The sequence below is a fragment of the Aliiglaciecola lipolytica E3 genome, assembly GCF_000314975.1.
In the GTDB taxonomy this organism is placed as follows: domain Bacteria; phylum Pseudomonadota; class Gammaproteobacteria; order Enterobacterales; family Alteromonadaceae; genus Aliiglaciecola; species Aliiglaciecola lipolytica.
The window spans coordinates 1-25077 of the sequence record NZ_BAEN01000055.1 but is presented as its reverse complement, the minus strand read 5'-3'; the positions used below and the strand labels follow the sequence as shown (position 1 = coordinate 25077).

Sequence of the window (25077 nt, the reverse complement as noted above, 5' to 3'; positions counted from 1 at the left end):
TTTAAGTGCTTAGCGAAATTACTCGTCCAAGAAACTGCGTAATTGCTCTGAGCGACTCGGGTGACGTAATTTACGTAGTGCTTTCGCTTCGATCTGACGAATACGTTCACGGGTAACGTCAAATTGTTTGCCCACTTCTTCTAACGTGTGGTCAGTGTTCATATCGATACCAAAACGCATACGCAATACTTTAGCTTCTCTGGCGGTTAGTCCAGCAAGTACTTCTTGTGTCGCATCCTTCAAGCTACCACCAGTGGCAGAATCAAGCGGCTGCACGATTGTACTATCTTCAATAAAGTCACCTAAGTGCGAATCTTCGTCATCACCGATAGGCGTTTCCATGGAGATAGGCTCTTTAGCAATTTTGAGCACTTTGCGGATCTTGTCTTCAGGCATAATCATGCGTTCTGACAATTCTTCAGGTGTTGGCTCTCTACCCATTTCTTGTAACATTTGACGAGAGATACGATTCAATTTGTTGATCGTTTCTATCATATGTACTGGTATACGGATAGTTCTTGCTTGGTCGGCAATTGAGCGAGTAATTGCTTGGCGAATCCACCATGTAGCATAAGTTGAAAACTTATAACCACGACGATATTCAAATTTGTCTACCGCTTTCATCAAACCGATATTTCCTTCTTGGATAAGATCCAAGAATTGTAAGCCACGGTTTGTATATTTTTTAGCGATAGAGATAACCAAACGCAGGTTAGCTTCAACCATTTCTTTTTTAGCACGGCGAGCTTTCGCTTCACCAATCGACATACGACGGTTGATGTCTTTTATGTCAGCAATGATGAGTCCGGTTTCTTCTTCAACTTGATTCATTTTGCTAACAGCACGTTCTAATTCTTCTCTTACTTCTATCAGTGCAGGAACATAACTCGCACCACTTTCAAGCACTTCTACAAGCCAGTCTGTAGTGGTTTCATTGCCTGCAAATGCCTTAATAAAATCCTTCTTCGGCATTTTTGCGTTAACTACGCAGTGTTTCATCACAATTCGTTCTTGCACACGGACTCTGTCCATCATGCTACGCATATTTTTAACCATGCGGTCGAATTGTTTGGGTACTAATCTGAACTCTTTAAAGACTTCACTTAGCTCGTTAATTTGTTTTCTAGCATCTTTATGAGAACGACCTTTGCTGGCGATTACATCGCGGGCTTTAATGTATTGCTTACGCAATTCATCAAACTTTTCTCTAGCAAGTTCAGGATCAGGACCTGTATCTTCCTCTTCCTCGTCTTCGTCATCTTCGTCGTCATCTTCATCATCCAATTCTTCTTCAGACAACTCAGACCCTACATGGGTTGCAGTAGGTGCTACATCAGTTTCATTTGGATCAACGAAACCAATAATAATATCACTTAGACGAATTTCTTCAGCTTCAAATTGGTCCCATTGATCAAGTAAGTAAGTAATTGCTTCTGGATATTCAGCAACTGAACACTGTACTTGATTAATGCCATCTTCAATTCGTTTGGCAATTTCAATTTCGCCTTCACGAGTAAGAAGTTCAACCGTTCCCATTTCACGCATATACATGCGAACTGGGTCAGTTGTACGACCGATTTCACTCTCAACCGTGGCAAGAGCTTGAGCCGCAGCTTCAGCTACTTCTTCGTCGGCTGTGGTTTCTTGCATCAACAATTCGTCAGAATCGGGAGCTGATTCGAAAACCTGAATACCCATATCGTTGATCATTCGAATAATATCTTCGATTTGATCAGAATCAACAATGTCTTGGGGGAGGTGATCGTTTACTTCAGCAAAAGTTAAATAACCTTGCTCTTTTCCTTTTACAATAAGGAGTTTTATCTGAGACTGCTTGCTTTGCGCCATATAACCTACGTTTCTCAAAATCAGTTGAAAGTGTACCTGGAACTGACCAATCTAAATTGTCGAATCCAGATAAAATCTGCGTGCACCGAGGCGTTTGCGAATTAGCCAGTATAGCAGAATTCCCAGTAGTCAGGCCAGTAAATTAAGCTATTTTCCGGTATTTTATCGTTTAAATTAACTGTTCCTCATATGTATGGGTGAATAGTTTTTATTCAAGTGCCTTATCTACTAACAAATAGGCGCTTTGCGGGGAATTATACTAACCATGCATGTGGATTGGATTTTATTTACTCAGCGCTGTAGGTCGCTTTGGTTTGTGTGAGCAATTTGAATTCCATTTTTTCATCCATGGTCATGGCGCTGCCTTTTGCCAAAAGTTGCTGATAACGCGCTTTGAGTTGTTGTTCAATAAGTCGATTAAAACTATCGATATAAAGTTTGTCTGGGCGATTGTCATCTGCGTCATGGTCAATTTGCAGTAATTGATGTAAGAACTTTGCTTCTGGATCGTGTCGAAAGTGTTCGAGAACATGTCCTGTTTTAATATTCGATTCAGATGCACAAAAACTATGCATTTTAATTAAAACATGTAGTCCTTTTAAGAAATCAGGATTTAACGCACTTGGCTGAATATCTGGGTGTTTCCTTGCCAAGTTAGGGTGTAGAAGTAACAGTCTCAATAACTTCCTAACCGGAGACATATTATTTTTATTGGGCATTTGATAATCTAATTTTTGTGCTTTACCCACACTGTTTGCTTGTTTGATGTCCTGTAATATATCAGCTTTATAACTGTCACCTTTAATCTTTTTACGCAACTCTTCTTTTAATAGAACAACCAAGTTCTCAGCGTGGATTTGCTCAATATATTCATTGGCAGCTTTGGTTAAAGCCGCTTTTCCTTCGCTACTGCCAACATTAAATTGCTGGATAAGGTTTTCAAAGAAGAATTGCGATAGAGGTACGGATTTTTCACTCAATAAAGTTTCAAATTCCGCTTTTCCGGTTTTTCGCACTAATGTATCTGGATCTTCTCCATCGGGTAGAAACAAAAACTTCATTTCTACGCCATCTTTGAGTTGGGGAAGTGCGTTTTCGAGTGCTCGCCACGCTGCATCTCGTCCAGCACGGTCACCGTCATAACAACAAATTATTTCGGGCGCGGCGCGAAACAACATTTGAATATGCTCAGGAGTCGTTGATGTGCCTAAAGAGGCGACTGCGTAATCGATGCCAAACTGGGCAAGCGCTACGACATCCATGTAGCCTTCTACTATCATCAGTCTTTCTAACTTTCGATTCGCCTGTTTGGCTTGATAAAAACCGTATAGCTCGTGGCCTTTATGGAATATCCGAGTTTCTGGTGAGTTAAGATATTTAGGACCGCCGTCTTCTAGCACACGGCCGCCAAAGCCTATTACTCTGCCGCGCTTATCGCGGATAGGAAACATAATCCTATCTCTGAAAAAATCATAACGCCGACGGTTATCGTTCTCAGTGATCAGTTTTAAATCGAGTAACTGCTGTTGTTTTTCCGGCGAAGTACCGAATTGCTTGAAAATGCTATCCCACTCCGGCGGCGCGTAACCTATGCCAAAAGCTTTAACAATCTCCCCGCTTAAACCTCGTTGCTTTAAATAGTCAATGGGTTTGTTTTTTTGTTCATGCTGCTTTAATTGATGCTCAAAAAATCGCGCTGCTTGTTCCATAAGCTGATAATCGTCTGCAATTTGCGCTTTTTGTTGTGGAGTAGGGCCGGGTTTTGCGCCCTGTTCTCGAGGAACTTCTAAACTATGAAATCTGGCGAGCTCTTCAACTGCTTCTGGAAATTCAAGACGATCATATTCGATCACAAAAGAAATAGCGTTGCCATGCGCGCCGCATCCAAAACAATGGTAGAACTGTTTGTCTTGACTTACGGTAAATGAAGGACTTTTTTCGCTGTGGAAAGGGCAACAAGCTTGATAATTTTTTCCGGCTTTTTTTAATTTTACACGGCTATCTACTAGCTCAACGATATCAGTGCGAGCAATCAAATCATCAATAAAATCTTTTGGAATACGTCCGGCCATGAATTGCAATCAAATTTATCAAAAGGGGTTTTCAACAGACGCTACTTTAGCAGTAAGGGTCAGAAACAAACAAGCCGCAATTTTACAACTGCGGCTTGTGCATAGTTTTCGAATAGTTAGCAGTAATCAGGCAAGCTTAGCTTTAATTTGACCACTTAATTTGCCCATATCAGTGCGGCCTTGAACTTTTGGTTTTAACCAGCCCATCACCTTACCCATATCCTGCATTCCGGCAGCCTGAGTATCTTGCATCGCTTGTTGAATCAATGCATCTAACTCACTGTCCGTCAACGGCTGTGGTAAAAATGATTGAATAACTTCGATTTCTGCTTTTTCGGTGTCCGCCAAATCTTGACGACCCGCTTGCTCAAATTGGCCTGCAGCATCTTTACGCTGCTTTACCATTTTTGTTAGCAAAACAGTCACATCAGTGTCAGTTAACTCAACTTTCTCGTCTAATTCACGCTGTTTAACTGCCGCAAGTGCCATACGAATTGTGCCAAGACGTAGTTTGTCTTTAGCACGCATTGCGTCTTTCATTGCTTGATTTAGTTGTTCAACAAGGGGCATCTGAAAACTCTAAAACGTAAAACTATTTAGACAGCTTTAGCTTGGAACCTAATATTCAATCTATCATTAGTTCCAAGCTATAGGAGCGAGATACTAGTATAACTTGATGCGACGTGCGTTTTCGCGAGCTAACTTTTTCAAATGACGCTTTTTAGCAGCTGCTTTCTTACGCTTACGTTCCCAAGTCGGCTTTTCAAAAAATTCGCGACGACGAACTTCTGAAAGAACACCTGCTTTTTCACATGAACGCTTGAAACGACGCAGTGCTACGTCAAATGGTTCGTTCTCTCTTACTTTAACGATTGGCATTAAAATCTCACCTCAAAATATTAAATCTGTTTTACCAGCCCAAAAAATAGCCGGTGCGGTCAAAAATGGTGCGGAATTTTAATCATTCGAAGGCCGCTTGTAAAGGGATGTTTTAAGATAATTTCGAATTTGCGGCAAGTTTTTTGGTTTTTCTGCATTATCTAGGCAGAACTATAGCGTCTGAGGCAGCGCAAAGGTAAACTTCTGGCAATGTTGTTGTTGAGTATAAATGAATATGCGAATTTTAGGAATTGAAACTTCCTGTGATGAAACCGGTATTGCGGTTTTGGATGATGAACTTGGATTGTTATCCCACGAGTTGTACAGTCAGGTAAAACTGCACGCCGATTATGGCGGTGTAGTACCAGAGTTGGCATCTAGAGATCACATTCGAAAAATTGTTCCGCTGATAAAAAAAGCATTAAAAGATGCGGATACCAACGCCCAGCAAATTGATGGTATCGCATATACTCAAGGTCCAGGATTAATTGGCGCGCTTTTGGTTGGCGCTTCTGTTGGCCGAAGTTTAGCGTTTGCTTGGAATGTTCCTGCTGTCGGTGTACACCATATGGAAGGTCATTTGCTAGCACCTATGCTAGATGATCCCAAGCCTGAATTCCCTTTCGTGGCGTTATTAGTGTCCGGCGGGCATACCATGATGGTGAAAGTAGAAGGCATTGGTAAGTACACTGTGTTAGGCGAGTCAGTAGATGATGCTGCAGGTGAAGCATTTGATAAAACCGCTAAAATGATGGGGTTAGATTATCCAGGTGGTCCATTGTTAGCGAAAATGGCTGATAAAGGTACACCCGGTCGATTTGACTTCCCACGCCCTATGACGGCAAAGCCCGGCTTAGATTTTAGTTTTAGCGGGCTCAAAACTGCTGCTGCCAATAGCATTCGATCAGAAAAACTGGATGAACAGACTAAAGCTGATATCGCCTATGCGTTCCAAGAAGCCGTGGTTGATACCCTAGCCATTAAATGTAGAAGAGCATTAAAACAAACAGGTCTAAAACGATTGGTGATTGCGGGCGGTGTAAGTGCAAATACGATGCTTAGAATGCAATTAGAAACGATGATGAAAAAAATTAATGGCAAAGTCTATTATCCGCGGCTGGAATTTTGTACTGATAACGGCGCTATGATTGCCTACGCAGGTTTGCAAAGATTAAAGGCCGGTCAGGTTGAGTCTCTAAGTAGCAAAGCAAAACCGCGTTGGTCATTAGATTCTTTGCCAGCTATTTAACGCTGCAGATACAGCATAAAACTGAGCGGGTTTACAGCTTATTTTTTTGATTGTGTAAACCCAGTTGCTCTACCTTTTTCCCATATTTTATTTTCTTGACCGCGCACTAAACGCACGATGTTGTCTTTATGACGCAATATAATCAACAACGCTAACATACACACGGGTAAGGTATATTCTGGTTTTACAAAGTAAGTGATAACTGGCGAAAGAGCGACCGCTAAAATGGCGGCTAAAGAAGAGTAACCAGTAACAAAAACCACGATTCCCCAACAAGCTATTAAAGCGCCAGCCAACTCCGTCCCTATAGGTAACATTGCTCCAAAGGCGGTAGCCACGGCTTTGCCACCTTGAAAGCTGAAAAAAAGTGGGAATATATGTCCAAGACACGCTGCAATAGCGACAAAGCCGAGCATTAACGGGGAAAGCCCAAGATAATAGCTTAACCAAACCGGTATCATGCCTTTTAGAATATCAAACAGTAACACCAACACCGCTGGCAACCTACCACCTAAACGCAACACATTTGTAGCGCCAGGATTGCCTGAGCCATGCATGCGTGGGTTGGGTAAATAAAACAGCTTACTTACGACCATTGCACTAGATACGGATCCTGCCAAATAGGCGGATGTGATCATCAATAATGTCAGTGCTGTCATATACTTGGTCTTCCTAAACAGTTAAACTCGTATTTCAGTTAACTCGTTAGAGTGATTTTTTACGCTACTTGATAAGCGCTGTCACTTTACTGCATTTAGTCACTATAACTGCGCGGATCTGTCATGGACAAAATTATTATACAAGGCTTGGAAGTCAAGTCACTAATCGGTGTTTACGATTGGGAAAGAAAAGCTAAACAAGCGCTGTTAATTGATATTGAGTTAAACGTAGATTTGAGTGTCGCAGCAAAGTCAGATAATGTCAGTGACACCATTGATTATGCTGCTCTAGCGCTGGCTGTAGAAGAGATTGCGAATAATAGCGAATTTCAGCTATTAGAAGCGTTGGCCTCCCATATCATTGAACACTTGTTGAGTTATCAAGGTGTTGAAAACGCTAAGCTTGCTATCACAAAACCCAATATCCTGCCCAACGCCGTCGCGGTGACAGTCGAACTTTCTCGGGAATCTAATTAATTAATGTTACATCAAATTTATATTAGCATTGGAAGCAATGTAGAGCGCGACAAGTATACCCGTGCAGGACTCGATGGATTACATGCTCAATTCGGGGATTTAGTGCTATCCAGTGTTTATGAAAGCGAAGCGGTTGGCTTCAGCGGATCTCACTTTTACAACATGGTGGTAGGCGCCAGAACGACTAAGTCAGTCGGTGAAGTATGTGAAATTCTAAAAGCGATCGAAAATGACAATGGCAGAGTGCGTGGTGAAAAGAAATTTGCACCTAGAACTCTGGATCTTGATTTATTATTATTTGATGATGTTATAACCGAAGACGGGGTGATATTGCCACGTCAAGAAATTGATTATAACGCGTTTGTGTTGTTGCCCCTGTGTGAAATTGCCGGAGATGTTATTCATCCCGTTCAGCAAAAGAGTATTGCCGCTATGTTGGATGATTACGATCAAAGCCAACAAAAATTATGGAAGATAGAATTTAATTGGAGCCCAGCAACATCATGACTTTGTTTGAGATTATTATACTAGCGATTATTCAAGGGATTACAGAATTTCTACCTATTTCAAGCTCTGCACATCTAATTTTACCGTCTGAATTACTGGGATGGCAGAACCAAGGGTTAGCTTTTGATGTGGCTGTTCATGTAGGTAGTTTACTTGCTGTGATGATCTACTTTCGGGCAGATATCGCGCGTATGCTAGTTGCCTGGGTACAATCTGGTTTCAGTCGGCAGCAAACCGACGATAGTAAATTAGCTTGGTGGGTAATTTTGGCGACCATACCTGCTGTGGTATTTGGCTTTGTCGCTAAAGACTTCATCGAAGAGTATGCACGTTCTGCTTTGGTGATTGCCTGTACTACCATCTTTTTTGGTTTGGTGCTGTGGTATGCTGACGCAACGGGCAAGCTAAGTAAGAACATTTACCAACTTACTTGGAAAAATGCTTTATTTATTGGATTAGCGCAAGCAATGGCATTGATCCCGGGGACGTCGAGATCTGGTATTACCATGACAGCTGGATTGATGTTGGGGATGGATAGAGAAAGCGCAGCACGCTTTTCATTTTTACTGTCAATACCAGTGATTTTAGGCGCTGGATTGCTGGCTACGTTAGATTTGTTTCAACAAGAAACCGTAGTCGATTGGGAAGCGTTGTTTTACGGTATTGGTCTATCTTTTGTTAGTGCCTACACCTGCATTTATTTGTTCCTGTCTTGGATTTCAAAAATAGGCATGTTGCCATTTGTGATTTACCGACTGGTACTTGGCGTTGTGCTTTTAGGCTTTGTTTTTTGGTAAGTTGTTAACTGCTATTCAATAAGTGAATTGTATAAACGTTATTAATTTAGAGGTAAATCATGTCTGACACTATTTTTACAAAAATCATCAATCGTGAAATACCGGCTGAGATTATTTTTGAAACGGATCAGGTACTCGCGTTTAAGGATATTAATCCACAAGCGCCAGTGCATTTCTTAGTTATTCCCAAAAAAGCCATTGCTACTATCAATGACCTTGAGCCCGAAGATGCTGAAATTGTAGGCCAGTTGTATCTTGCAGCGGCTGAAATTGCCAAGCAAGAAGGATTTGCTGAGAACGGTTACCGTGCAGTGATGAACTGTAATCCCGATGGAGGTCAGACCGTATATCATATCCATTTACATGTCTTAGCTGGTAAACCAATGGGTTGGCCGCCATATCAAAATAATTTGAAACAACAATTACCTTAAATGAATAAGAGGGTATGTAACCGCTATTCTAGTTAGAGTTAGTATTGGCGAATAAACAGGCTTTGTAAGTAAATGAATTACATTACAAAGCACTGTTCAATCTTTTTCAAACTAAAGTTTAAGTACGTCTTTTCCTTGCTCAAAAGTGATATCCACTGGGATATTAGCATCTGTTAATTTTTGCAAGTCTTCAGCAAGCGTCGATTTTATTAGCCCTTTATCTGCGACCAACTCAGCTACACCTTGGTAATCACCGTCGCCTTGTAAGGTCAAAATACGTTCAGACAGAGCAGAAATAGCTTCGCTCATTTTTTCCATATTTACGCTATACAAACCATTTTCATCTCGGCTAAATGCGCCTTTTTCTTGGAAGAAGTTAAATCGAATCATATTGGCTTTGCCATGTGCGCTTGATGCTCCGAAGCGAACTGAGCGGAATATACCGGCCATAAATGTCACATAATAATCTTCTAGCTGGCCTTCGGTAATAGCCCCTTTATTCAATAATTGTTCAACCATATACAAGCCTAAAATATCGGCTTTACCTTCTTCTAATGCCGAAGCATGCTCTTTTAATGCTCCGCGCACTGTACCTTTGCCATCTAGGGTGTTTTTGATTCCTAAACCGTGAGCGACTTCGTGAAACATGGTATTGGCAAAAAATGCGGTGAAGGTAATGTGTTGGCGTTGTTCCGGCACTATAAGCTGTTCTGAAATCGGCATTAATATATGCTCAAATTTCGCCTGCATAGCATTTTTTAGTTGTAGTCTACGAGTACCATTTTTAAGCTGCACTTCTTCATCATTAGGCAGGTTAATTGCGATTGTTTTACTTCCTGCATTTGAGTGCCCTGCATAATAAATTACATCGTAGGCATTGAGATCAGCGTTGCTGCCTGGCATTTCGGCTTTATATTTATCTGCAACAGGTAGACCTTTTTGTAATTCAGGTAGGTATGCAGCATATTTGGCTAAACGTTCGCTCCAACTCAGGTCTTTTAATAAGACGTAAGCTTCAAACGCGGCGCGGTAACCAAACAATTGGTCTTCATAGGTTTCGATTGGGCCGATAACCAATTCAATTGGGTTGTCCTTCATTTGCATCCAAGCAAAATCAGACGCTTGATAATTGTCTGTCAGCATAGCCTCGGCGCGCATCTTCAGGTAGTTTGCAAACGCTTCATTGTCAGCCAAATCAGCCGCTTTTCTGAGTAATTCTGCTGCGGCTTCTAATTCATCGGCAAAATATTCTGAATATGGAATGTCAATGAGCTGGCCATTGGTATCTCGTGACACCATAGAATATAGATTATCTTTTTGTTCAATATTGCTCGACAGATACTCTTCTTTACTCATGTCTTCTGGGTAAAACTGTGCACCTAATGGCTTTTCATCCGTTTGAGTTAAAAACGGTTTATCACCATTTAATCTATCCCATGGACCATAATTAATATCAGCAAATTTTCGTACTTTGGGGTCATCTAACGAATCCAAAAAGGCCTGTTTAGGTTGACCAAACGCTTGCATCCAAAACAGGTCGTCCATTATCTTCGAAGCATCAATCAATAAACTCAACATTTGTTTTTGGTTGTCACTGTAAGCCGTTAAATCTGCAGTCAAGGCAACAGGGAAATAGATATCTAATCGCTCTTTGGCTTCTGCAACCAACTCTATCTTGGAGGCTTGCTCGCTTGCTTTTTGTTGTGGTTTCGGTGAGTCTTTTGGAGTCGAAGAGTCTGAACATGCAGCCAGCAAAACTGCTGAAATGGTCAATGTAAGGAGTTTTTTTCTAATCATTGTTCATCCTAATTTGTTTTTTTTATTGAATGCATAAATAATTGAATTGCAAATTTAAATTGGTATGCGTAGCTTATAGGCTCTGTAAACAATCAATTGCAGTTTTAAATTAACCTTTTGATAATAGTAAATCGCAATTAAGGTTTGTGGCCTTTATGTATCTTCTAGTCTAACAACACATTTGGGATGAAGATACTGAACAGATTAAATAATGATACGTCTGCTGTCATTTTTATGTCGAGTAGGTCTTTACTCCAATAAATATAGGAAGAAATATGTCCACAGAGAACGCGTTGTTGACCATTCTGGTTGAGAAAATTAAGAATGATACGATTGTTTTGCCTACACTTCCCGCGATTGCGCTTAAAGTCAGGCGTGCCGCAGATGACCCAAATGTTAACCTTAATGCCATGGGGGACATAATTGGGCAAGATCCTTCGTTAAGCGCTAGAATCATTAAAATTTCAAACAGTGCATATTTAGGGCGAACAATTAAAGTGACGTCTGTCTCTCAGGCGGTAACGCGTATTGGTCTTAGTCAAATTAAGAATATTTCTACTGCACTAGCGATGGAACAACTGTTTGTATCCAAAAATGAATTAGTTAAAAACTATATCCGTAAAATGTGGGATCAAACAATTGAAAGTTTGTCTTATGCTGTAGCGACACTGCAGTTTTATTCAAAGTCTAAACAAAAACATTTAAATTTAGACACATTAACACTTGCGTCTTTAGTGCATAACATCGGCGTATTACCGATATTGACAGAAGCAGAGAGACATGAGGAAGTTTTTGCGAACCCTACCTTTTTAAACACCGCAATCATTAAGCTTTCGGGACGAATTGGTGGCAAGATCATGCGTCAATGGGATTTCGATGAACAGTTTATCGTAGTAGCTGAAAAGTGGCGTGATATGAGTTTTCAAACAACTGAGGTTAGCTTCATTGATTTTGTGAGACTTGGAGCAGCGTTAAGTGGCGTATTTGATAGTCAAAAAGATGCGGTGCTAAAGATATGTTTAGAGAAGAAAATAATCGAAGATACAAGTTTATTTGATAGCCCTGAATTTATCGAAGCTCGTACGAGCGCAAAAGCTGTATTTGCCTAAAAAGAAGAAATGTTGCTGTATTAAGATGCGCTTAATACAGCAACCGTTTACTTTTTCTAGTCTTGGTCTAAGGCAAACGTTTTTGTTAGCCACTGAGAAAAACGCACGATTTCTCCAGACATCAGCGTAAAATCTGCATCTAAACGAGCTAATTTGTCTTCTTTGGCGATATCGTCATTTTGCTCTTTTACCACATCAGTAAACTTGAGACGTTTAACGGATAAATCTTCTTCTAACATCGCGGTTAAACTTTCATCCCATTCAATAGCAAGTTTATGCACAAACTTACCTGCACTGATATGTTGCAGAATTTCATCATCCATGAGTTCTTGGTTTTTCACGCGTACAATGCTGTCTTCTTCGCCTTGACCGCGAAATTCAGCTTCTTCTAACAGAATAACATCGCTGGGCGCTGAGGAATCTTGTAACCAGCTGGTAAGTTCACCTTGAATGCTTTTTCGAGATAATGGCACAACAGGTAACGACGTCATGGCTTTACGAATCATGGCTAGAAATACTTCGGCCTTTCCGTCGGCTGAAGAATCTACTACTACAAGGTTGTCTTTGGTTGAGATAAAACCATGAATGAAACTGTTTTTAGTAAAGGCCTGTGGCAATAAACGGCGTATTATTTCTTCTTTTAGATCCTGTTTGGCTTTTTTACCAACCGCAGAACCCGTTTCCGTTTCTATTTGCGCCACTTTCTCTGCTAGTTCTGCATTCACTACTACCGCAGGAAGAATTCGTTCTTGTTTTTTTAAGGTTATCCAAATGCGTCCTTGGGCACTGTGTATCAAACTGCTGCCAGACTCAAATGGTGAAGAAAATCCCATAGTCGACAACTCTTGGCTGTTACACGGACGGAATTTGAACTCAGCTAATTTTTGCTCTAAGTCGTCTTCCTGCCAATCTAAAGGTTGGGTTATTGCAAAGAGTTTTAGATTTTTAAACCACATAATCACTACTTAATTTGGAAAATTTAATGGGTATCCCGCATTGCAAGCGCGTACACAGCAATAGATTTCTAAAGGATACGATGAAGGGCCCGAAGAATAACATGTTTCGAATGAATACGTCTCGGTATAAATCATGGAGCTTAAGCAAAACACTGTTAAGCTCCATGGGGTCTAAATAACGGGGTTATTAGGAGTGAATTGGGAAGCGAATTTCGTAGGTCAAACCTTCTCCCTGTGTGCTGCTCGCCTTGATGGTCCCATCTAATGCTTGAGTGACTAAGTTATACATGATGTGAGTGCCTAACCCACTACCACCTTTGCCGCGCTTGGTAGTAAAGAAGGCATCAAAATGACGCTCTAAGTTTTCTTCAGATAGACCTTTTCCATCATCCGAATAGTTAACAATAATGTCATCATCTTGTTGGCTTACGGAGATCGTTATTTTGCCATTCTCTTTTTCATCTAAACCGTGAATCAAAGAGTTCATAATCATATTGGTAAAGATTTGTGCAATTGCACCCGGGGCACATTTAACTACAAGATTTTCGGGGCAATTAACACTAATGGAATGAGTGGTCTTTTTAAAGTTTGGCGCTAACGATTGAATTACTTCGTGAATATAGTGTTTTAGATCTACATCACGAATCGCTTCACTAGTTTGGTCTACTGCAACTTGTTTAAAACTAGAGATAAGGTCAGAGGCTCGATTCAGGTTACCTAATAATAATTCCGTGGTTTGATTTGCTTCAGACAAAAACGCACTCATTGTTTTACCAGTCAGGGTTTTCTCCTGATATGCTGTTTCTAAATTGTGGATGCGCTCTTGTAGAAAACTTGCTGCGGTGACACCAACCCCTATTGGTGTATTTACGTCGTGGGCAATTCCTGCCACCAAACCGCCAAGGGAAGCCATTCGCTCCGATTCAACAAGTTGATCTTTCGCTATTTTAACGGTTTCCATCGATTCGGCTAGTTCATTGTTTCGTTTTCGTAATTCGTCTTCAATGTATTGACGGTTTTCGTTTTCTTGACGCAATTCACGTTGGTTGACAATCAATTCATCTTTTTGCTGCTCTAAATCCAACATGATTTTACTCAATGAAGCTGTTTTTCTAGCCACTTCTTGTTCAAGCATGATGTTTTGATCATCGAGTTTTCTATTAGCATCAGTTAACTCATTTCTTGCCGAGCGGAGTTTTTGTTTGTAGTCAATCAGGTCGTCGATCAATTTATTATAGGAAACTTGAAGAAGTTTAAGCTCATTGTCATCTTCAATATGCAAATGTAACTTGGATGATTCTGGCCGATTTACATCGAATTCGCTGATCTGTTGGGTAAGCTCTTCTAATGGATCAGTCAGCATTTGTCGAAATGCATTTAGAAATAAAAACACCAGAAATGCCGTCTTTATGATGGCGTTGCCGATTAAGAAAAATACCCCAACTTCTATACGCCCAAAGATGATATTTGCGCTGGAATACAGTGTTACGTCACCAACGTGCGAAGTGCGTCCTGAAAATTCAAAAATGAGCGGGAAAGAATAACCGAATGTGCCACCAGGGTGATCGCGCATGACACCCGTCATGACCATTTCTGGGGGTAACTTTGCGGTACGACCTTTATCAGCTATGTATTGACCATTTTCATCTCGAATTTGCACACCTTCAACGATTGGAAGCGCTATCAAGCCATCTGCCAACGATTCGGCTTGCAAATTATTCAGTTCCCAAATTGCACGTGTCAAACTGACACTAAAAGTATTTTTTAGTGTTTGTAGCTCGCTTTCAATATGATTTTTGGCGTTCAAATATTCGGTTAGAATTTGCCCAACGGTGACGATTAACGTGAGTATGAAGTAAACGGATAACACACGGGTCAACAACTTTTTGGACAAACCAGTTTTGACTTTAGCCATTCACGAACCTTAACAAACTTAATGATTATAACGATTTGAGAAATTAGAGAATATGCGGAAACAAAGTAATTAACAAGTTGCTTGATCTAATTGTTTGTCTTTCTTTCAACTTTACCTGCAAATTGTGAATTATGCTGTTTGTGCATAAAAAAGTTGAGCGGCTCTGAAACCTGTAAGAATATTGAAATAGCACAGCCGCTTTTGCTTTACATGAACGATTTTTGACATTTATATGATATGTTTAATAAAAGTGTCACAACCTATATTAATAATGGCGCCTTTATTATGAGCAGGAACAAATCAATGCCCAGACGAATTTTGCTGGTAGAGGACGAAGCACCCATCAGGGAGATGCTTGAATTTGTGTTAGAACAATCTGGATTCGAAACACAAGCCGCTGAAGATTATCAAGTCGCTTTGGATTTAGTCAAAGAACCTTATCCCGACTTAATTTTACTTGATTGGATGTTGCCAGGTGGTAGCGGTGTGCAGTTAGCGAAGAAGCTAAAGCAGCATGAATTTACCCGCGATATCCCGATCATTATGCTAACCGCACGGGGCGAAGAAGAAGATAAAGTTCGTGGCCTTGATTCTGGTGCAGATGATTACATTACTAAGCCCTTTTCACCGAAAGAGCTGGTGGCACGTATTAAAGCGGTAATGCGCAGAGTTACGCCTACTTCAGCAGAAGAGCCAATCGCAATAAACGGATTGGTGTTGGACCCAGTTTCTCACCGTGTTACGGCAGAAGAAGAGCCATTGGATATGGGACCTACAGAGTTTAAACTGCTACACTTTTTCATGACGCATGTAGAGCGAGTATACAGTCGTGAGCAGTTGTTAGATAATGTGTGGGGAACCAACGTATATGTTGAAGATCGTACTGTCGATGTGCATATTCGTCGTTTACGAAAAGCCATTTCAAAGTTTTCCCATGACAACATGATTCAAACTGTTCGCGGTGCAGGTTATCGCTTCTCCGCAAAAGTGTAATTTTTATACAAGGCAATAGTTGAATCAGCAGTTCAACAGAGGATCCGTTGGGACATGTATTATCCATTTTCATGGTTAAAAAACTTACTAAGAATTTGTGGATTCTATGTCATTGTGATTCTGGTTGGGTTGTACTTTGATGCATTGGCTGTAGCCATTGCATTTGGTTCAACTTGGTTGTTGGGTTTTTACTCATGGCATATGTACCGTTTCAACCGTTGGGTATGGCATAGCAAAAAGATGACTCCACCCAAAGCCACTGGGTTTTGGGAGCATGTTTATGAAGGTGTATATTACATCCAGCGACGCAATCGTCGTAAACGTAAAGAACTTACGCGTATGGTTAAACGCTTTCGCGAAGGTTCAGAGGCGTTGCCAGATGCTACGGTTGTGGTGGACTCTAATGCCTGTATTGTATGGTGTAATAGACTGGCGCGAATAGAATTGGGCTTGCGTTGGCCGCAAGATTCTGGTCGTCGTGTCGATAATCTCATTCGCCATCCTAAATTTATCGAATATTTCCATAGTGGCAAATATGACTATCCTGTGGAAGTTCCTTCACCTTCAAATGTTCAGAAGATATTTGAGTATCGCATCATGCCCTATGGCGAGAAACACTTGTTGCTCATCGCCCGCGATGTCACTCGATTGACTCAATTAGAACAGATGCGAAAAGATTTCGTAGCTAACGTATCCCACGAATTACGTACACCATTGACGGTATTAAATGGTTATTTGGAAATGTTACCAAGCACAGAAAATGTGCCTCCTGCCTTTATGAAAAAGGCCTTCAATGAAATGCGTTCTCAATCAGAGAGAATGCAAAATTTAGTGGAAGAATTATTGGTACTTTCTAGAATCGAAGCCAGCTCGGAACGTGTGTTTGAAAAATCGGTTAATGTGCCGCAGATGTTGGCCGCGATTCAGGTTGAAGCGAATACATTAAATAAAGACAAAAACCATCAAATTATTTTTGATATTGATACGTCATTGCGCGTATATGGAATTGAAACTGAACTGCGTAGCGCATTTTCGAATTTGATTTTTAATGCGATTAACTACACTCCTGCACCAGGCATAATTCATGTGACTTGGAATAAACAAAATGAACAAGCACATTTTTCTGTGAAAGATAATGGTGAAGGTATTCCTGAGAAACATTTAAACCGATTAACCGAGCGATTTTATCGAGTGGATAAAGCGCGTTCCAGAAAAACTGGAGGATCTGGTTTGGGTTTATCTATTGTTAAACACGTTTTAACCCATCATAATTCAAAGCTAGATATTATTAGTGAAATGGGGGTTGGAAGTGAATTTTCTTTTTCTTTTTCCAGTGAGTTGTCTGTTCAATCCTCTGCCACAGGGGCGTTGGAAAAACAGCTTTGAGTAAGCGTTCAATTAAAAACATTTTACAATGGATATGTGCCAGTTTTGCTGCGTTAAGTTGTTTAACTTTGGCAGCTGAAACATATCAAAAACAACCGGGGTTAGCGGGCTCTATTACTGTGGTTGGTTCTGATACTATGGCCAATCTCATGACAATTTGGTCGGTGGAGTTTAGACAACTTTATCCTCAAGTAAAATTTCAGATTCAAGCTTCAGGTTCTTCTACTGCACCCCCAGCATTAACTGAGGGCATTTCTGATATTGGCCCAATGAGCCGTGAATTACATACCAGTGAAATTCGCTATTTCAGCGGTAAACATGGTTATCAGCCATTGTCATTAAAAGTTGGAATCGATGCTATTGCGTTATTTGTGGACGTAAATAACCCTATTAGCAAGTTATCCATCCAGCAAGTCGATAGTATTTTCTCCGCTACTCGGTTCTGTGGTTACCACGAAGAAACACAATATTGGCGTCAGTTGGGTGTTGCAGGAAGCAATGCGAATCGTAAGATACAGATTTTTGGACGTAACTCAGTATCGGGTACGTACGGATTGTTTAAACGTTTAGCGCTATGCGACGGCGATTTTAAAGCGACAGTAAACGAACTTCCCGGATCTACATCCGTCATTCAATCTGTGGCTTTTTCAAATGGCGCGATTGGCTACGCGGGTTTTGGTCATAAAACAGCAGCAGTTAAAGCGTTGGCGATTGCTGATTACTCTGGTGAATTCATTCCTGCGACAAGTCAAACCATATCTAGCGGTAAATACCCGTTGTCACGCTTTTTATATTTGGTAGTAAATAAACCTCCCAATGCATCTTTGCCGTTACTGGAGCAGGAATTCCTGCGTTTTGTATTGTCAAAGGCGGGTCAAAAAGCGGTAGAGCAAGAAGGGTATGTTGGTATGCCTGATAATATGCTAAACACACAACTCAAAGCACTAATTTCAGACTGAGTTTTCAAACTTGGTGTAACTAGTAAAGGTCGATTGAATGTCTTCATTACCACAAAACTGGAAATCTTGGGTATTACAAAGCTTGCTACAAGGTAGTGACAGCATAGAGATTTTGAAAATTTTATTACAGAATGGATTTACTTTTGAGGCCGCTAAAAAAGCCTTAGGCAGCAACTTACCCGCAGATATCCAATGCAACAAAGATGCGGCATTCTATCGCCGAATAGCACAGCCCAAACTGTTGAATAATTTACATCAGTATGATGCACAAGTGATAGATGATAGTCGCGTGCAAATGATTAAAATTGATAACTTCTTAACCGCACAAGAGTGCGAGGCTTTGGTCGCGTTAACTAAGTCAAAATTGCGACCTTCAGAAATTCCGGAAAGAGAAGGGGACCAGTATAAAGGTTTTCGCACTTCATCTACCTGTGATCTACCTTTTACTAAAGATCCATTGGCACACGAAATTGATCAGAAAATTGTCGATGCTTTAGGCTTGGGGGTAGGTGAAAAAGAAGTCATTCAGGCACAACATTATGCCATAGGTCAGGAATTTAAAGCGCACTGCGATTACTTTGTGCCAGGTTCAAAAGACTTCAAAACGTATTCGAAGGACGGTGGCCAGCGAACTTGGACCTTTATGATTTATCTTAATGAGTTGTGTGAAGGCGGAGAAACCGAGTTTGTTAAATTGGGTATTAAGTTTAAGCCTAAACAGGGGACCGCGTTAGTGTGGAACAACCTACATGAAGATGGCTCAATTAATGAAGATACATTACATCATGCACATCCAATTGAAAGTGGTGAGAAAGTAGTGATAACTAAATGGTTTCGAGAGGATAGTTTCGTACCAATGAGCAAATCTGAACGAGTTTAGATCGTCTTTATATAAACACCTGCTGTACATAACCAGCGGCGTGAAATCTACATATATTAAAACCTAAATAAAACTACCTAGAAAACCGCGTAGCATTAGAACAAATTTTAAACAGGGAGTTTATTACAACAATTATGAAACTTTTGTGACAGTTCTGTAATGTAACAAAACTGTCATTGAGCTTGGGTAACCTTCTCGCGATTTTAAAACTTTCGTTATCAAGTCATTAAATAGAAAAAACTTGAAACTATTTTACACTCGCATTTGGAGAGCTCGATGGAAATCAAAAACATCTTTAAGGTAAGCGCTATTGCAACTGCTTTGGTACTTGCTGGTTGTGGTGGTGATATCAATATTAGCGAAGGCGATATTGATAACAGTTCTACAGTAAATAACCCACCAACTACCACCCCAACACCAACGCCAACTCCAACTGACGACGCTCCAGGTGAATCAAGTACATTCCTTAGCGGTACTGTTTCAGATGCTTTAGGTGAAGCTGTTGAAGTACGCACTCTTTCTGGCAGATTAACCGATGCTGATGAAGGCGATAACGGTAAAATTACATTAACCAATGACATTGTTTGGGCACTAGAAGGTGCTGTATTTGTTGGTAGTGATAATGCGGACAGCACAGTTTTAGAAATAGAAGAAGGTACTATCATCTTCGGTCGCAATGGTAGCGACTATTTGGTTATTAGCCGAGGTTCGCAAATCGAAGCGATGGGGTCATCTACTGATCCAATCATCATGACGTCTTATAACGATGTTATTGGTGATGAAGTTGGCGCAGGCCAATGGGGTGGTTTAGTTCTTTTAGGTAATGCTCCTTCTAACAAGTGCCCAGCAGATGCAGATTGTGCACTTCAAGTTGAAGGTGTAGAAGAAGGCGCTGTGTTTGGCGGTGACGCTGAAGATGACAATTCCGGTATCTTGAACTATTTAGTGGTTAAGTACGCTGGTTTTGAAGTTGCACCTGATAACGAACTTAACGGTATCACGTTTGGTGGTGTAGGTTCTGCGACCGAAGTCGATTATATCCAAGTTCACGCAAACGCTGATGACGGTGTAGAGTTCTTCGGTGGTAATGTTCAAGCTAAGCACTTGGTATTAACGTCTAACCAAGATGACAGCGTTGATTGGGATAACGGTTTCCGCGGTAAGCTTCAATATGTATATATTGAGCAAGACAAAGCCAACGGTGATGCTAACCGTGGTATCGAGGCAGATAACGATGGTTCTACTCCTGATTTAGAGCCTCAATCTAACCCTTTAATTTCTAACATCACTATTATCGGTAATGATTTCGACGGTGAAGATGATTCAGAAGGTGTTTATCTTCGTGAAGGTACCGGTGCGCAAATTTATAACATGGTAATTACTGGTTCAAATGGCATGGGTGAGTGTCTAGAGGTTGAAGGCGTATTAGAAAGCCAAACTAACCTTAGTGACGGTACTATTACCATTGAAAATTCAGTTATGGCATGTACTAACGGCGAAAACTTTAAAAACGGTTCGCTTCCAGAAGGTGCGTCTCATACCATCGTTGATTTAGAAACATGGTTCTTGGAAGAAGGTCGTAATAACCGCGTATCTGAATCAGTTATGCTTAACTCTGATGGAACGCCAATGACAGGATCATTGCTTCTTGAAGGTGCTGCTGATGCTTCGCAAGTGGATGGTTTCTTCGATGCAACTTCATTTGTAGGTGCAGTAACTTCTGATGACGATTGGCGTCAAGGTTGGGCATTCGGATTTGGTGGCGGAACTGTTAAAGTAACCCAGTCTGCTTCAGGTTGCCCTGCAGGCACGACTACTATTGCTGCTGCAGATGGCGTCACTAATACCTGTGAAATTTCTGGTCGTATCACGTCAGATTTGACCCTTACTGAAGGAAACTTATACGCACTTTCTGGTGCAGTATTTGTTGGCGGCGATAACGAAAACAGTGCAACACTTGAAATTGAAGCGGGTGTAACCTTATTTGGTCGTTCGGGTAACGATTACTTAGTCGTAAGCCGCGGTTCACAAATCGAAGCTTTAGGTACCGCAACAGACCCAATCACTATGACCTCTGCCGCTGCTGTCACTGGTGGTCTTGAATCAGGTGCTGCTGGACAATGGGGTGGTTTGGTTCTTCTAGGTAACGCTCCATCTAACAAGTGTCCTGTAAATGCAGATTGCGCACTTCAGGTTGAAGGTGTGCAAGAAGGTGCGGTATTTGGTGGAACAGAATCTGACGATAATTCAGGCACACTTCGCTACGTTCGTGTTATGCACGGTGGATTCGAGGTTGCACCTGATAACGAATTGAACGGTGTAACATTCGGTGGTGTTGGTTCAGGTACAACTGTTGAATATTTACAAGTTCACAAAAACGCTGATGACGGTGTTGAATTCTTCGGTGGTTCAGTAGATGTTAAATACCTAGTCTTAACCGGTATTCAAGATGACGCAATCGACTGGGATAATGGTTTTACAGGTCGTATTCAATACGCGTTAATAAAAGCTGCTGCAGATAACTCAGACGCTAACCGTGCATTCGAATCAGACAACGACGGTTCAACACCAGATATCACTCCTCAGTCTAATCCTACTGTTGCTAATGTTACTATTATTGGTAACGACTTTGACGGTGAAGATGATTCAGAGGGTGTTTATCTTCGTGAAGGTTCAGGTGCGCAACTATCTAACTTCATCATTACTGGTTCTGCTGGAATGGGTGAATGTTTCGAAGTTGAAGGTGTATTAGAGAGTCAAACAAACTTGGGTGACGGAACTATTACTTTCACCAATTCAGTTATTGCTTGTGAAAACGGCGAGAACTTCAAAGATGGTGCATTGCCTGAAGGTGCTACACATACCATTGTTGATTTAGAAGATTGGTTCTTAAACACGCAAACTGGAAACGCGGTTGCCGCTAACCAAGCAGCTGTGTTAGATGGAATATTCAGTATCTCTGATGTAACGCCTAAAGACTTTTCGGGTGATACATTCTTTGATAATGCAGACTTCGTTGGTGCGGTTAAAGCTGACGCTGACTGGACTGCTGGCTGGACTGTCGGTCTGGAATAGGGTTCTTTATTAACTCGTTTTTAGATTTGATATGCGCTTTTTTGGAAACAAAAAAGCGCATTTATGATTAAGATAAAAGACACAACTAATAAGGCAGCAACATCGCTATTACAAACGTATACAGCTGCCAATGTGTACGACAATGAGGTTAATAATGAATACGCCTTTTAACAGGTTTCCTCTTAAACCAATTTCTTTAGCCATTTTAGCAGCTGCTACTTTGCCAAGTGCTTCGTTATATGCTCAAGATGGGTCTGAAGATGTGATAGAGGAAGTTGTTGCTACTGGAACACGTCTAAAGGGGACAGCGACTGCTGTACTTCAAGAACGTAAAAACCAAGCTTTTGTAGCAGATATTCTCGGCGCTGATCAAATATCCCGTACGGGTGATAGTGATGCTGCAGCGGCTCTTCGTCGTGTAACCGGTCTTACGTTAGTAGATGGTAAGTTCATTTATGTACGTGGTCTGGGTGAGCGTTACTCAAGTACCCAATTAAATGGAGCGTCAGTTCCTAGTCCTGATCCAACGCGTTCAGTTATTCCATTGGATTTATTTCCGTCTGATATTATCGAAAGTTTATCAGTTCAAAAATCGTTTTCTCCGTCAATGCCAGCGGCATTCGGTGGTGGTAACGTTGATATTCGGTTGAAGTCTATACCCACAGATTTTGTCTTCAATATGACGGGTAAAATAGGCTCGAATACAAATAACTTTGACGATGCCTACCAATACAATGGTGGCAGTGATGATTGGATGGGGGAAGACGACGGAACTCGCGCCGCACCTGATTCAATTGTTGCGCTTTGGGACAGTAAACAATTCCTTGATGATTTAAGTACCACCGAAGCACGCGACATCTTAAAAGAATTAAATAAAGATTATGATCCCGTTTTACAAAGTGTTGATCCAGATTACGGATTTAACCTATCGCTTGGGAATAATTTTGATTTAAACGAAGACTTTAGAGTCGGTTTTTTGCTGACCGCTGGTTACGATAACAGTTGGGACGTCAGCGAAGGATTTATCGGTGAACAAGCTCAGCGAAGTGGTGATTTAATTTCGTTTCCACGTTTCTTTGATGAAGTGGATATAACCGAACACACTGTTCGTTGGTCTGGTATGGCAAACTTTGGGATTGATTACAATCGCAATCATCGTGTAGATTTTTCTTCAGTTGCTTTAAATGATACTCGTGACCAAATCAGTGAAAAAGTGGGTAACACCAATAACATCCAATTGAGCGATGGTCAGCGTATTCGTGACTTTGAAGTTGTTTATGAAGAGCGTCAAATGTGGTCGAATCAGATTCGCGGCCAACATACATTTACCGATTTAAACTTCTTAGGTTTTGATTGGCAGTTTACTAAAAGTCGCTCGAGCCGTTACGCACCTGGCGCTATCAACACGCGTTTTATTTTGACCGATAATAATGAAGACGGCATTTATGATAAGGATACTGAGAGTTCCTTAACCAATGCAACTACCGCCGCTCGTTATCAATTCCAACGTTTGGATGATAGAGTTGAAAACTTTAGTTGGAATCTAAATTATCCGTACGCTATTGATAAATTCGATATGGAATTTAAAGTGGGTGGTGATTTTGTCACTAAAGCCAGAACAGCAGAAAACCGTCGCTTTGACGTGAATACGCGTGGTTTTTCTAGCAGTTCTACTTTGCAAGGTGGTGTATTTAGTGAAATCTTAAGTGATGCTAACTTAGATGCCGCTGAATTATCTTCCATTGCCTTGTTATCTGATACTACGATTGCTGGTGATGATTATGTTGCTGCACAGAAAGTGGACGCGTATTACTTTGAAGCAGATATTTTCTTTGACAATACATGGCGTATCAGTGGTGGTGTGAGATGGGAAGATTACCGTCAAGCAGTTGTGCCGTTTGATCCTAAAACTAATCAAATTGATTTGTCAGATGAAGCAGACCGAGCACAACTCGCATTCCAGGAAAGTGACTTTTATCCTGCGTTGGCAGTCACTTATATCATGAGTGAAAAAGTGCAATTCAGAGCAAGTTACGGCGAAACCGTAGTACGTCCTGATACTCGTGAACTCGCATCTTCTACTTACATAGATCCGTTAACTGATTTTCCTATTGGTGGTACACCTGGTTTGCGTACAACGCAAATTAAGAACTATGACTTCCGTTGGGAATGGTATTTAGATCAAGGCGATAACGTGTCAGTTGCACTTTTCTATAAAGATATGGACAGTCCAATTGAATCCGTTCAATCGCCAGCTCAGGATGGCCCACCGCTTGTACGTATTGCTAATGCAGAAAATGGTGAGTTATACGGTGTTGAATTTGAATTCTTAAAAGGATTAGGTTTCATTGGAGAAGGCATTTGGGATAATTTGTTTGTCTCTGGTAACCTCACTTTAAGTGATTCGGAAATTCAATTAAATGGTCAGAACGTGGTTGAACAAACAGGTGTGTCAACGTCGGTTACCAACTTAACCCGTCGTCTGACAGGTCACTCTGAATATGTTGTGAATACGCAGATAGGTTTTGATTCTGATAATGGCGAACATTCTGCGTCTTTAGTTTACAACGTGTTTGGTGAGCGTATTCTAATTCCAGGAATCGATGGTTTTGACGACAGTTTTGAGCAGCCATTCAATTCATTGGATTTAGTTTATACCTATTACCCAGACTTCAATACCACGGTGAAGTTTAAAATTCAAAACATGTTAGATGAACAAAAAGAAATCGTTTTTGAAGAAAAAGTGTTACGTTCTGAAACCAGAGGTACTAGTTTCAGTTTGTCACTTAAATACGAATTCTAATAATTCATATTGAAGTATCAAAAAAGCCGCATAAGCGGCTTCAGACTGTTGAAAAAGCCCTAGACGAAAGTCTGGGGCTTTGATCTAATAGGCATAGTGAAATTCGGAGAGTCCACCATGCTAACCCCAAAGTCCCCACAACAATACGAGTTTGAAACGGTTTATATCAACGAGCTTGTGCCAGAAGACCACTTGGTTCGCTTGATTGATATGGCGATTGATTTCGAGTTCATCCGCGATGAAGTGGCTCATCTATATTGTCAGAATAATGGTCGCCCTTCGGTT

20 protein-coding genes and 1 pseudogene are annotated in these 25077 nt (G+C 40.9%); 13 read left to right on the top strand and 8 right to left on the bottom strand.

The window, feature by feature from the left end; genetic code table 11:
- Positions 1-18: 18 nt before the first annotated feature.
- The 4 genes from rpoD to rpsU form a co-directional block, all read right to left on the bottom strand.
- Positions 19-1848, bottom strand: coding sequence for an RNA polymerase sigma factor RpoD (gene rpoD, locus GLIP_RS13505; RefSeq protein ID WP_008845203.1), 1830 nt, complete (start codon positions 1846-1848; stop codon positions 19-21).
- Positions 1849-2135: 287 nt separating this feature from the next.
- Positions 2136-3920, bottom strand: a complete 1785-nt coding sequence (gene dnaG, locus GLIP_RS13500) for a DNA primase (RefSeq protein WP_008845202.1) — start codon at positions 3918-3920, stop codon at positions 2136-2138.
- A 126-nt stretch (positions 3921-4046) separates the two neighbouring features.
- Entirely contained in the window at positions 4047-4490 is a 444-nt protein-coding gene (locus tag GLIP_RS13495; protein WP_008845200.1) for a GatB/YqeY domain-containing protein, read from the bottom strand.
- Between the two features lie 93 nt (positions 4491-4583).
- Positions 4584-4799 carry a 30S ribosomal protein S21 gene (rpsU, locus tag GLIP_RS13490; protein WP_008845199.1) on the bottom strand — a complete coding sequence of 72 codons (216 nt, stop codon included), beginning with the start codon at positions 4797-4799 and terminating at the stop codon, positions 4584-4586.
- 235 nt (positions 4800-5034) lie between these two features.
- Between rpsU and tsaD the strand changes: the two genes are divergently transcribed.
- Positions 5035-6048: a tRNA (adenosine(37)-N6)-threonylcarbamoyltransferase complex transferase subunit TsaD gene (gene tsaD, locus GLIP_RS13485; RefSeq protein WP_040522979.1), complete on the top strand. Its 1014-nt coding sequence runs from the start codon at positions 5035-5037 to the stop codon at positions 6046-6048.
- A 38-nt stretch (positions 6049-6086) separates the two neighbouring features.
- Here tsaD and plsY read toward each other — a convergent pair whose 3' ends face one another.
- Complete coding sequence (plsY, locus tag GLIP_RS13480; RefSeq protein ID WP_008845197.1) at positions 6087-6707, bottom strand: glycerol-3-phosphate 1-O-acyltransferase PlsY; 621 nt, start codon at positions 6705-6707, stop codon at positions 6087-6089.
- A 123-nt stretch (positions 6708-6830) separates the two neighbouring features.
- Between plsY and folB the strand changes: the two genes are divergently transcribed.
- Genes folB through GLIP_RS13460 form a run of 4 tightly spaced genes read left to right on the top strand, consistent with a single transcriptional unit; the run spans position 6831 to position 8919 of the window.
- On the top strand, positions 6831-7184 hold the full coding sequence (folB, locus tag GLIP_RS22145) for a dihydroneopterin aldolase (protein WP_008845196.1): 354 nt from the start codon (positions 6831-6833) through the stop codon (positions 7182-7184).
- Positions 7185-7187: 3 nt separating this feature from the next.
- The gene (gene folK, locus GLIP_RS22140; protein ID WP_008845195.1) at positions 7188-7691 is read left to right on the top strand and encodes a 2-amino-4-hydroxy-6-hydroxymethyldihydropteridine diphosphokinase; all 504 of its coding nucleotides are present in this window, start codon (positions 7188-7190) and stop codon (positions 7689-7691) included.
- A complete protein-coding gene (locus GLIP_RS13465) occupies positions 7688-8488 on the top strand; it encodes an undecaprenyl-diphosphate phosphatase (protein ID WP_008845194.1) in 801 nt (266 codons plus the stop codon). Before folK ends, GLIP_RS13465 begins: the two co-directional genes overlap by 4 nt.
- Before the next feature lie 59 nt (positions 8489-8547).
- On the top strand, positions 8548-8919 hold the full coding sequence (locus GLIP_RS13460) for a histidine triad nucleotide-binding protein (protein ID WP_008845193.1): 372 nt from the start codon (positions 8548-8550) through the stop codon (positions 8917-8919).
- A gap of 111 nt (positions 8920-9030) precedes the next feature.
- Here GLIP_RS13460 and GLIP_RS13455 read toward each other — a convergent pair whose 3' ends face one another.
- The gene (locus tag GLIP_RS13455; protein WP_008845192.1) at positions 9031-10716 is read right to left on the bottom strand and encodes a dipeptidyl-peptidase 3 family protein; all 1686 of its coding nucleotides are present in this window, start codon (positions 10714-10716) and stop codon (positions 9031-9033) included.
- Between the two features lie 275 nt (positions 10717-10991).
- On the opposite strand from GLIP_RS13455, the gene GLIP_RS13450 reads away from it, so the two are divergent.
- Positions 10992-11825, top strand: a complete 834-nt coding sequence (locus tag GLIP_RS13450; protein ID WP_008845191.1) for an HDOD domain-containing protein — start codon at positions 10992-10994, stop codon at positions 11823-11825.
- Between the two features lie 56 nt (positions 11826-11881).
- On the opposite strand, the gene rdgC is transcribed toward GLIP_RS13450, so the two are convergent.
- Positions 11882-12781, bottom strand: a complete 900-nt coding sequence (gene rdgC / locus GLIP_RS13445; protein ID WP_008845190.1) for a recombination-associated protein RdgC — start codon at positions 12779-12781, stop codon at positions 11882-11884.
- A 187-nt stretch (positions 12782-12968) separates the two neighbouring features.
- Positions 12969-14696, bottom strand: coding sequence for a sensor histidine kinase (locus tag GLIP_RS13440; protein ID WP_008845189.1), 1728 nt, complete (start codon positions 14694-14696; stop codon positions 12969-12971).
- A 303-nt stretch (positions 14697-14999) separates the two neighbouring features.
- Here GLIP_RS13440 and phoB point away from each other — a divergent pair, with 303 nt between their 5' ends.
- The 7 genes and pseudogenes from phoB to GLIP_RS21945 all read left to right on the top strand — a co-directional run.
- Positions 15000-15689, top strand: coding sequence for a phosphate regulon transcriptional regulator PhoB (phoB, locus tag GLIP_RS13435; protein ID WP_008845188.1), 690 nt, complete (start codon positions 15000-15002; stop codon positions 15687-15689).
- A 54-nt stretch (positions 15690-15743) separates the two neighbouring features.
- Positions 15744-17075: a phosphate regulon sensor histidine kinase PhoR gene (gene phoR, locus GLIP_RS13430; protein WP_008845187.1), complete on the top strand. Its 1332-nt coding sequence runs from the start codon at positions 15744-15746 to the stop codon at positions 17073-17075.
- Positions 17072-18034: a PstS family phosphate ABC transporter substrate-binding protein gene (locus GLIP_RS13425; RefSeq protein ID WP_008845186.1), complete on the top strand. Its 963-nt coding sequence runs from the start codon at positions 17072-17074 to the stop codon at positions 18032-18034. The genes phoR and GLIP_RS13425 overlap by 4 nt, the downstream gene beginning before the upstream one ends.
- Before the next feature lie 37 nt (positions 18035-18071).
- A complete protein-coding gene (locus GLIP_RS13420) occupies positions 18072-18914 on the top strand; it encodes a prolyl hydroxylase family protein (protein ID WP_008845185.1) in 843 nt (280 codons plus the stop codon).
- A gap of 276 nt (positions 18915-19190) precedes the next feature.
- Positions 19191-21989, top strand: a complete 2799-nt coding sequence (locus tag GLIP_RS13415; RefSeq protein ID WP_008845184.1) for a hypothetical protein — start codon at positions 19191-19193, stop codon at positions 21987-21989.
- Positions 21990-22143: 154 nt separating this feature from the next.
- Complete coding sequence (locus tag GLIP_RS13410) at positions 22144-24792, top strand: TonB-dependent receptor domain-containing protein (protein WP_008845183.1); 2649 nt, start codon at positions 22144-22146, stop codon at positions 24790-24792.
- A 117-nt stretch (positions 24793-24909) separates the two neighbouring features.
- Positions 24910-25077: pseudogene (locus GLIP_RS21945) on the top strand (IS5/IS1182 family transposase); the annotation flags it as partial.

Excerpts from the sequence above, each read along its gene's own strand:
- rpoD (WP_008845203.1), bottom strand. The coding sequence starts at position 1,848 with ATGGCGCAAAGCAAGCAGTCTCAGATAAAACTCCTTATTGTAAAAGGA.
- dnaG (WP_008845202.1), bottom strand. The coding sequence starts at position 3,920 with ATGGCCGGACGTATTCCAAAAGATTTTATTGATGATTTGATTGCTCGC.
- GLIP_RS13495 (WP_008845200.1), bottom strand. The coding sequence starts at position 4,490 with ATGCCCCTTGTTGAACAACTAAATCAAGCAATGAAAGACGCAATGCGT.
- rpsU (WP_008845199.1), bottom strand. The coding sequence starts at position 4,799 with ATGCCAATCGTTAAAGTAAGAGAGAACGAACCATTTGACGTAGCACTG.
- tsaD (WP_040522979.1), top strand. The coding sequence starts at position 5,035 with ATGCGAATTTTAGGAATTGAAACTTCCTGTGATGAAACCGGTATTGCG.
- plsY (WP_008845197.1), bottom strand. The coding sequence starts at position 6,707 with ATGACAGCACTGACATTATTGATGATCACATCCGCCTATTTGGCAGGA.
- folB (WP_008845196.1), top strand. The coding sequence starts at position 6,831 with ATGGACAAAATTATTATACAAGGCTTGGAAGTCAAGTCACTAATCGGT.
- folK (WP_008845195.1), top strand. The coding sequence starts at position 7,188 with ATGTTACATCAAATTTATATTAGCATTGGAAGCAATGTAGAGCGCGAC.
- GLIP_RS13465 (WP_008845194.1), top strand. The coding sequence starts at position 7,688 with ATGACTTTGTTTGAGATTATTATACTAGCGATTATTCAAGGGATTACA.
- GLIP_RS13460 (WP_008845193.1), top strand. The coding sequence starts at position 8,548 with ATGTCTGACACTATTTTTACAAAAATCATCAATCGTGAAATACCGGCT.
- GLIP_RS13455 (WP_008845192.1), bottom strand. The coding sequence starts at position 10,716 with ATGATTAGAAAAAAACTCCTTACATTGACCATTTCAGCAGTTTTGCTG.
- GLIP_RS13450 (WP_008845191.1), top strand. The coding sequence starts at position 10,992 with ATGTCCACAGAGAACGCGTTGTTGACCATTCTGGTTGAGAAAATTAAG.
- rdgC (WP_008845190.1), bottom strand. The coding sequence starts at position 12,781 with ATGTGGTTTAAAAATCTAAAACTCTTTGCAATAACCCAACCTTTAGAT.
- GLIP_RS13440 (WP_008845189.1), bottom strand. The coding sequence starts at position 14,696 with ATGGCTAAAGTCAAAACTGGTTTGTCCAAAAAGTTGTTGACCCGTGTG.
- phoB (WP_008845188.1), top strand. The coding sequence starts at position 15,000 with ATGCCCAGACGAATTTTGCTGGTAGAGGACGAAGCACCCATCAGGGAG.
- phoR (WP_008845187.1), top strand. The coding sequence starts at position 15,744 with ATGTATTATCCATTTTCATGGTTAAAAAACTTACTAAGAATTTGTGGA.
- GLIP_RS13420 (WP_008845185.1), top strand. The coding sequence starts at position 18,072 with ATGTCTTCATTACCACAAAACTGGAAATCTTGGGTATTACAAAGCTTG.
- GLIP_RS13415 (WP_008845184.1), top strand. The coding sequence starts at position 19,191 with ATGGAAATCAAAAACATCTTTAAGGTAAGCGCTATTGCAACTGCTTTG.
- GLIP_RS13410 (WP_008845183.1), top strand. The coding sequence starts at position 22,144 with ATGAATACGCCTTTTAACAGGTTTCCTCTTAAACCAATTTCTTTAGCC.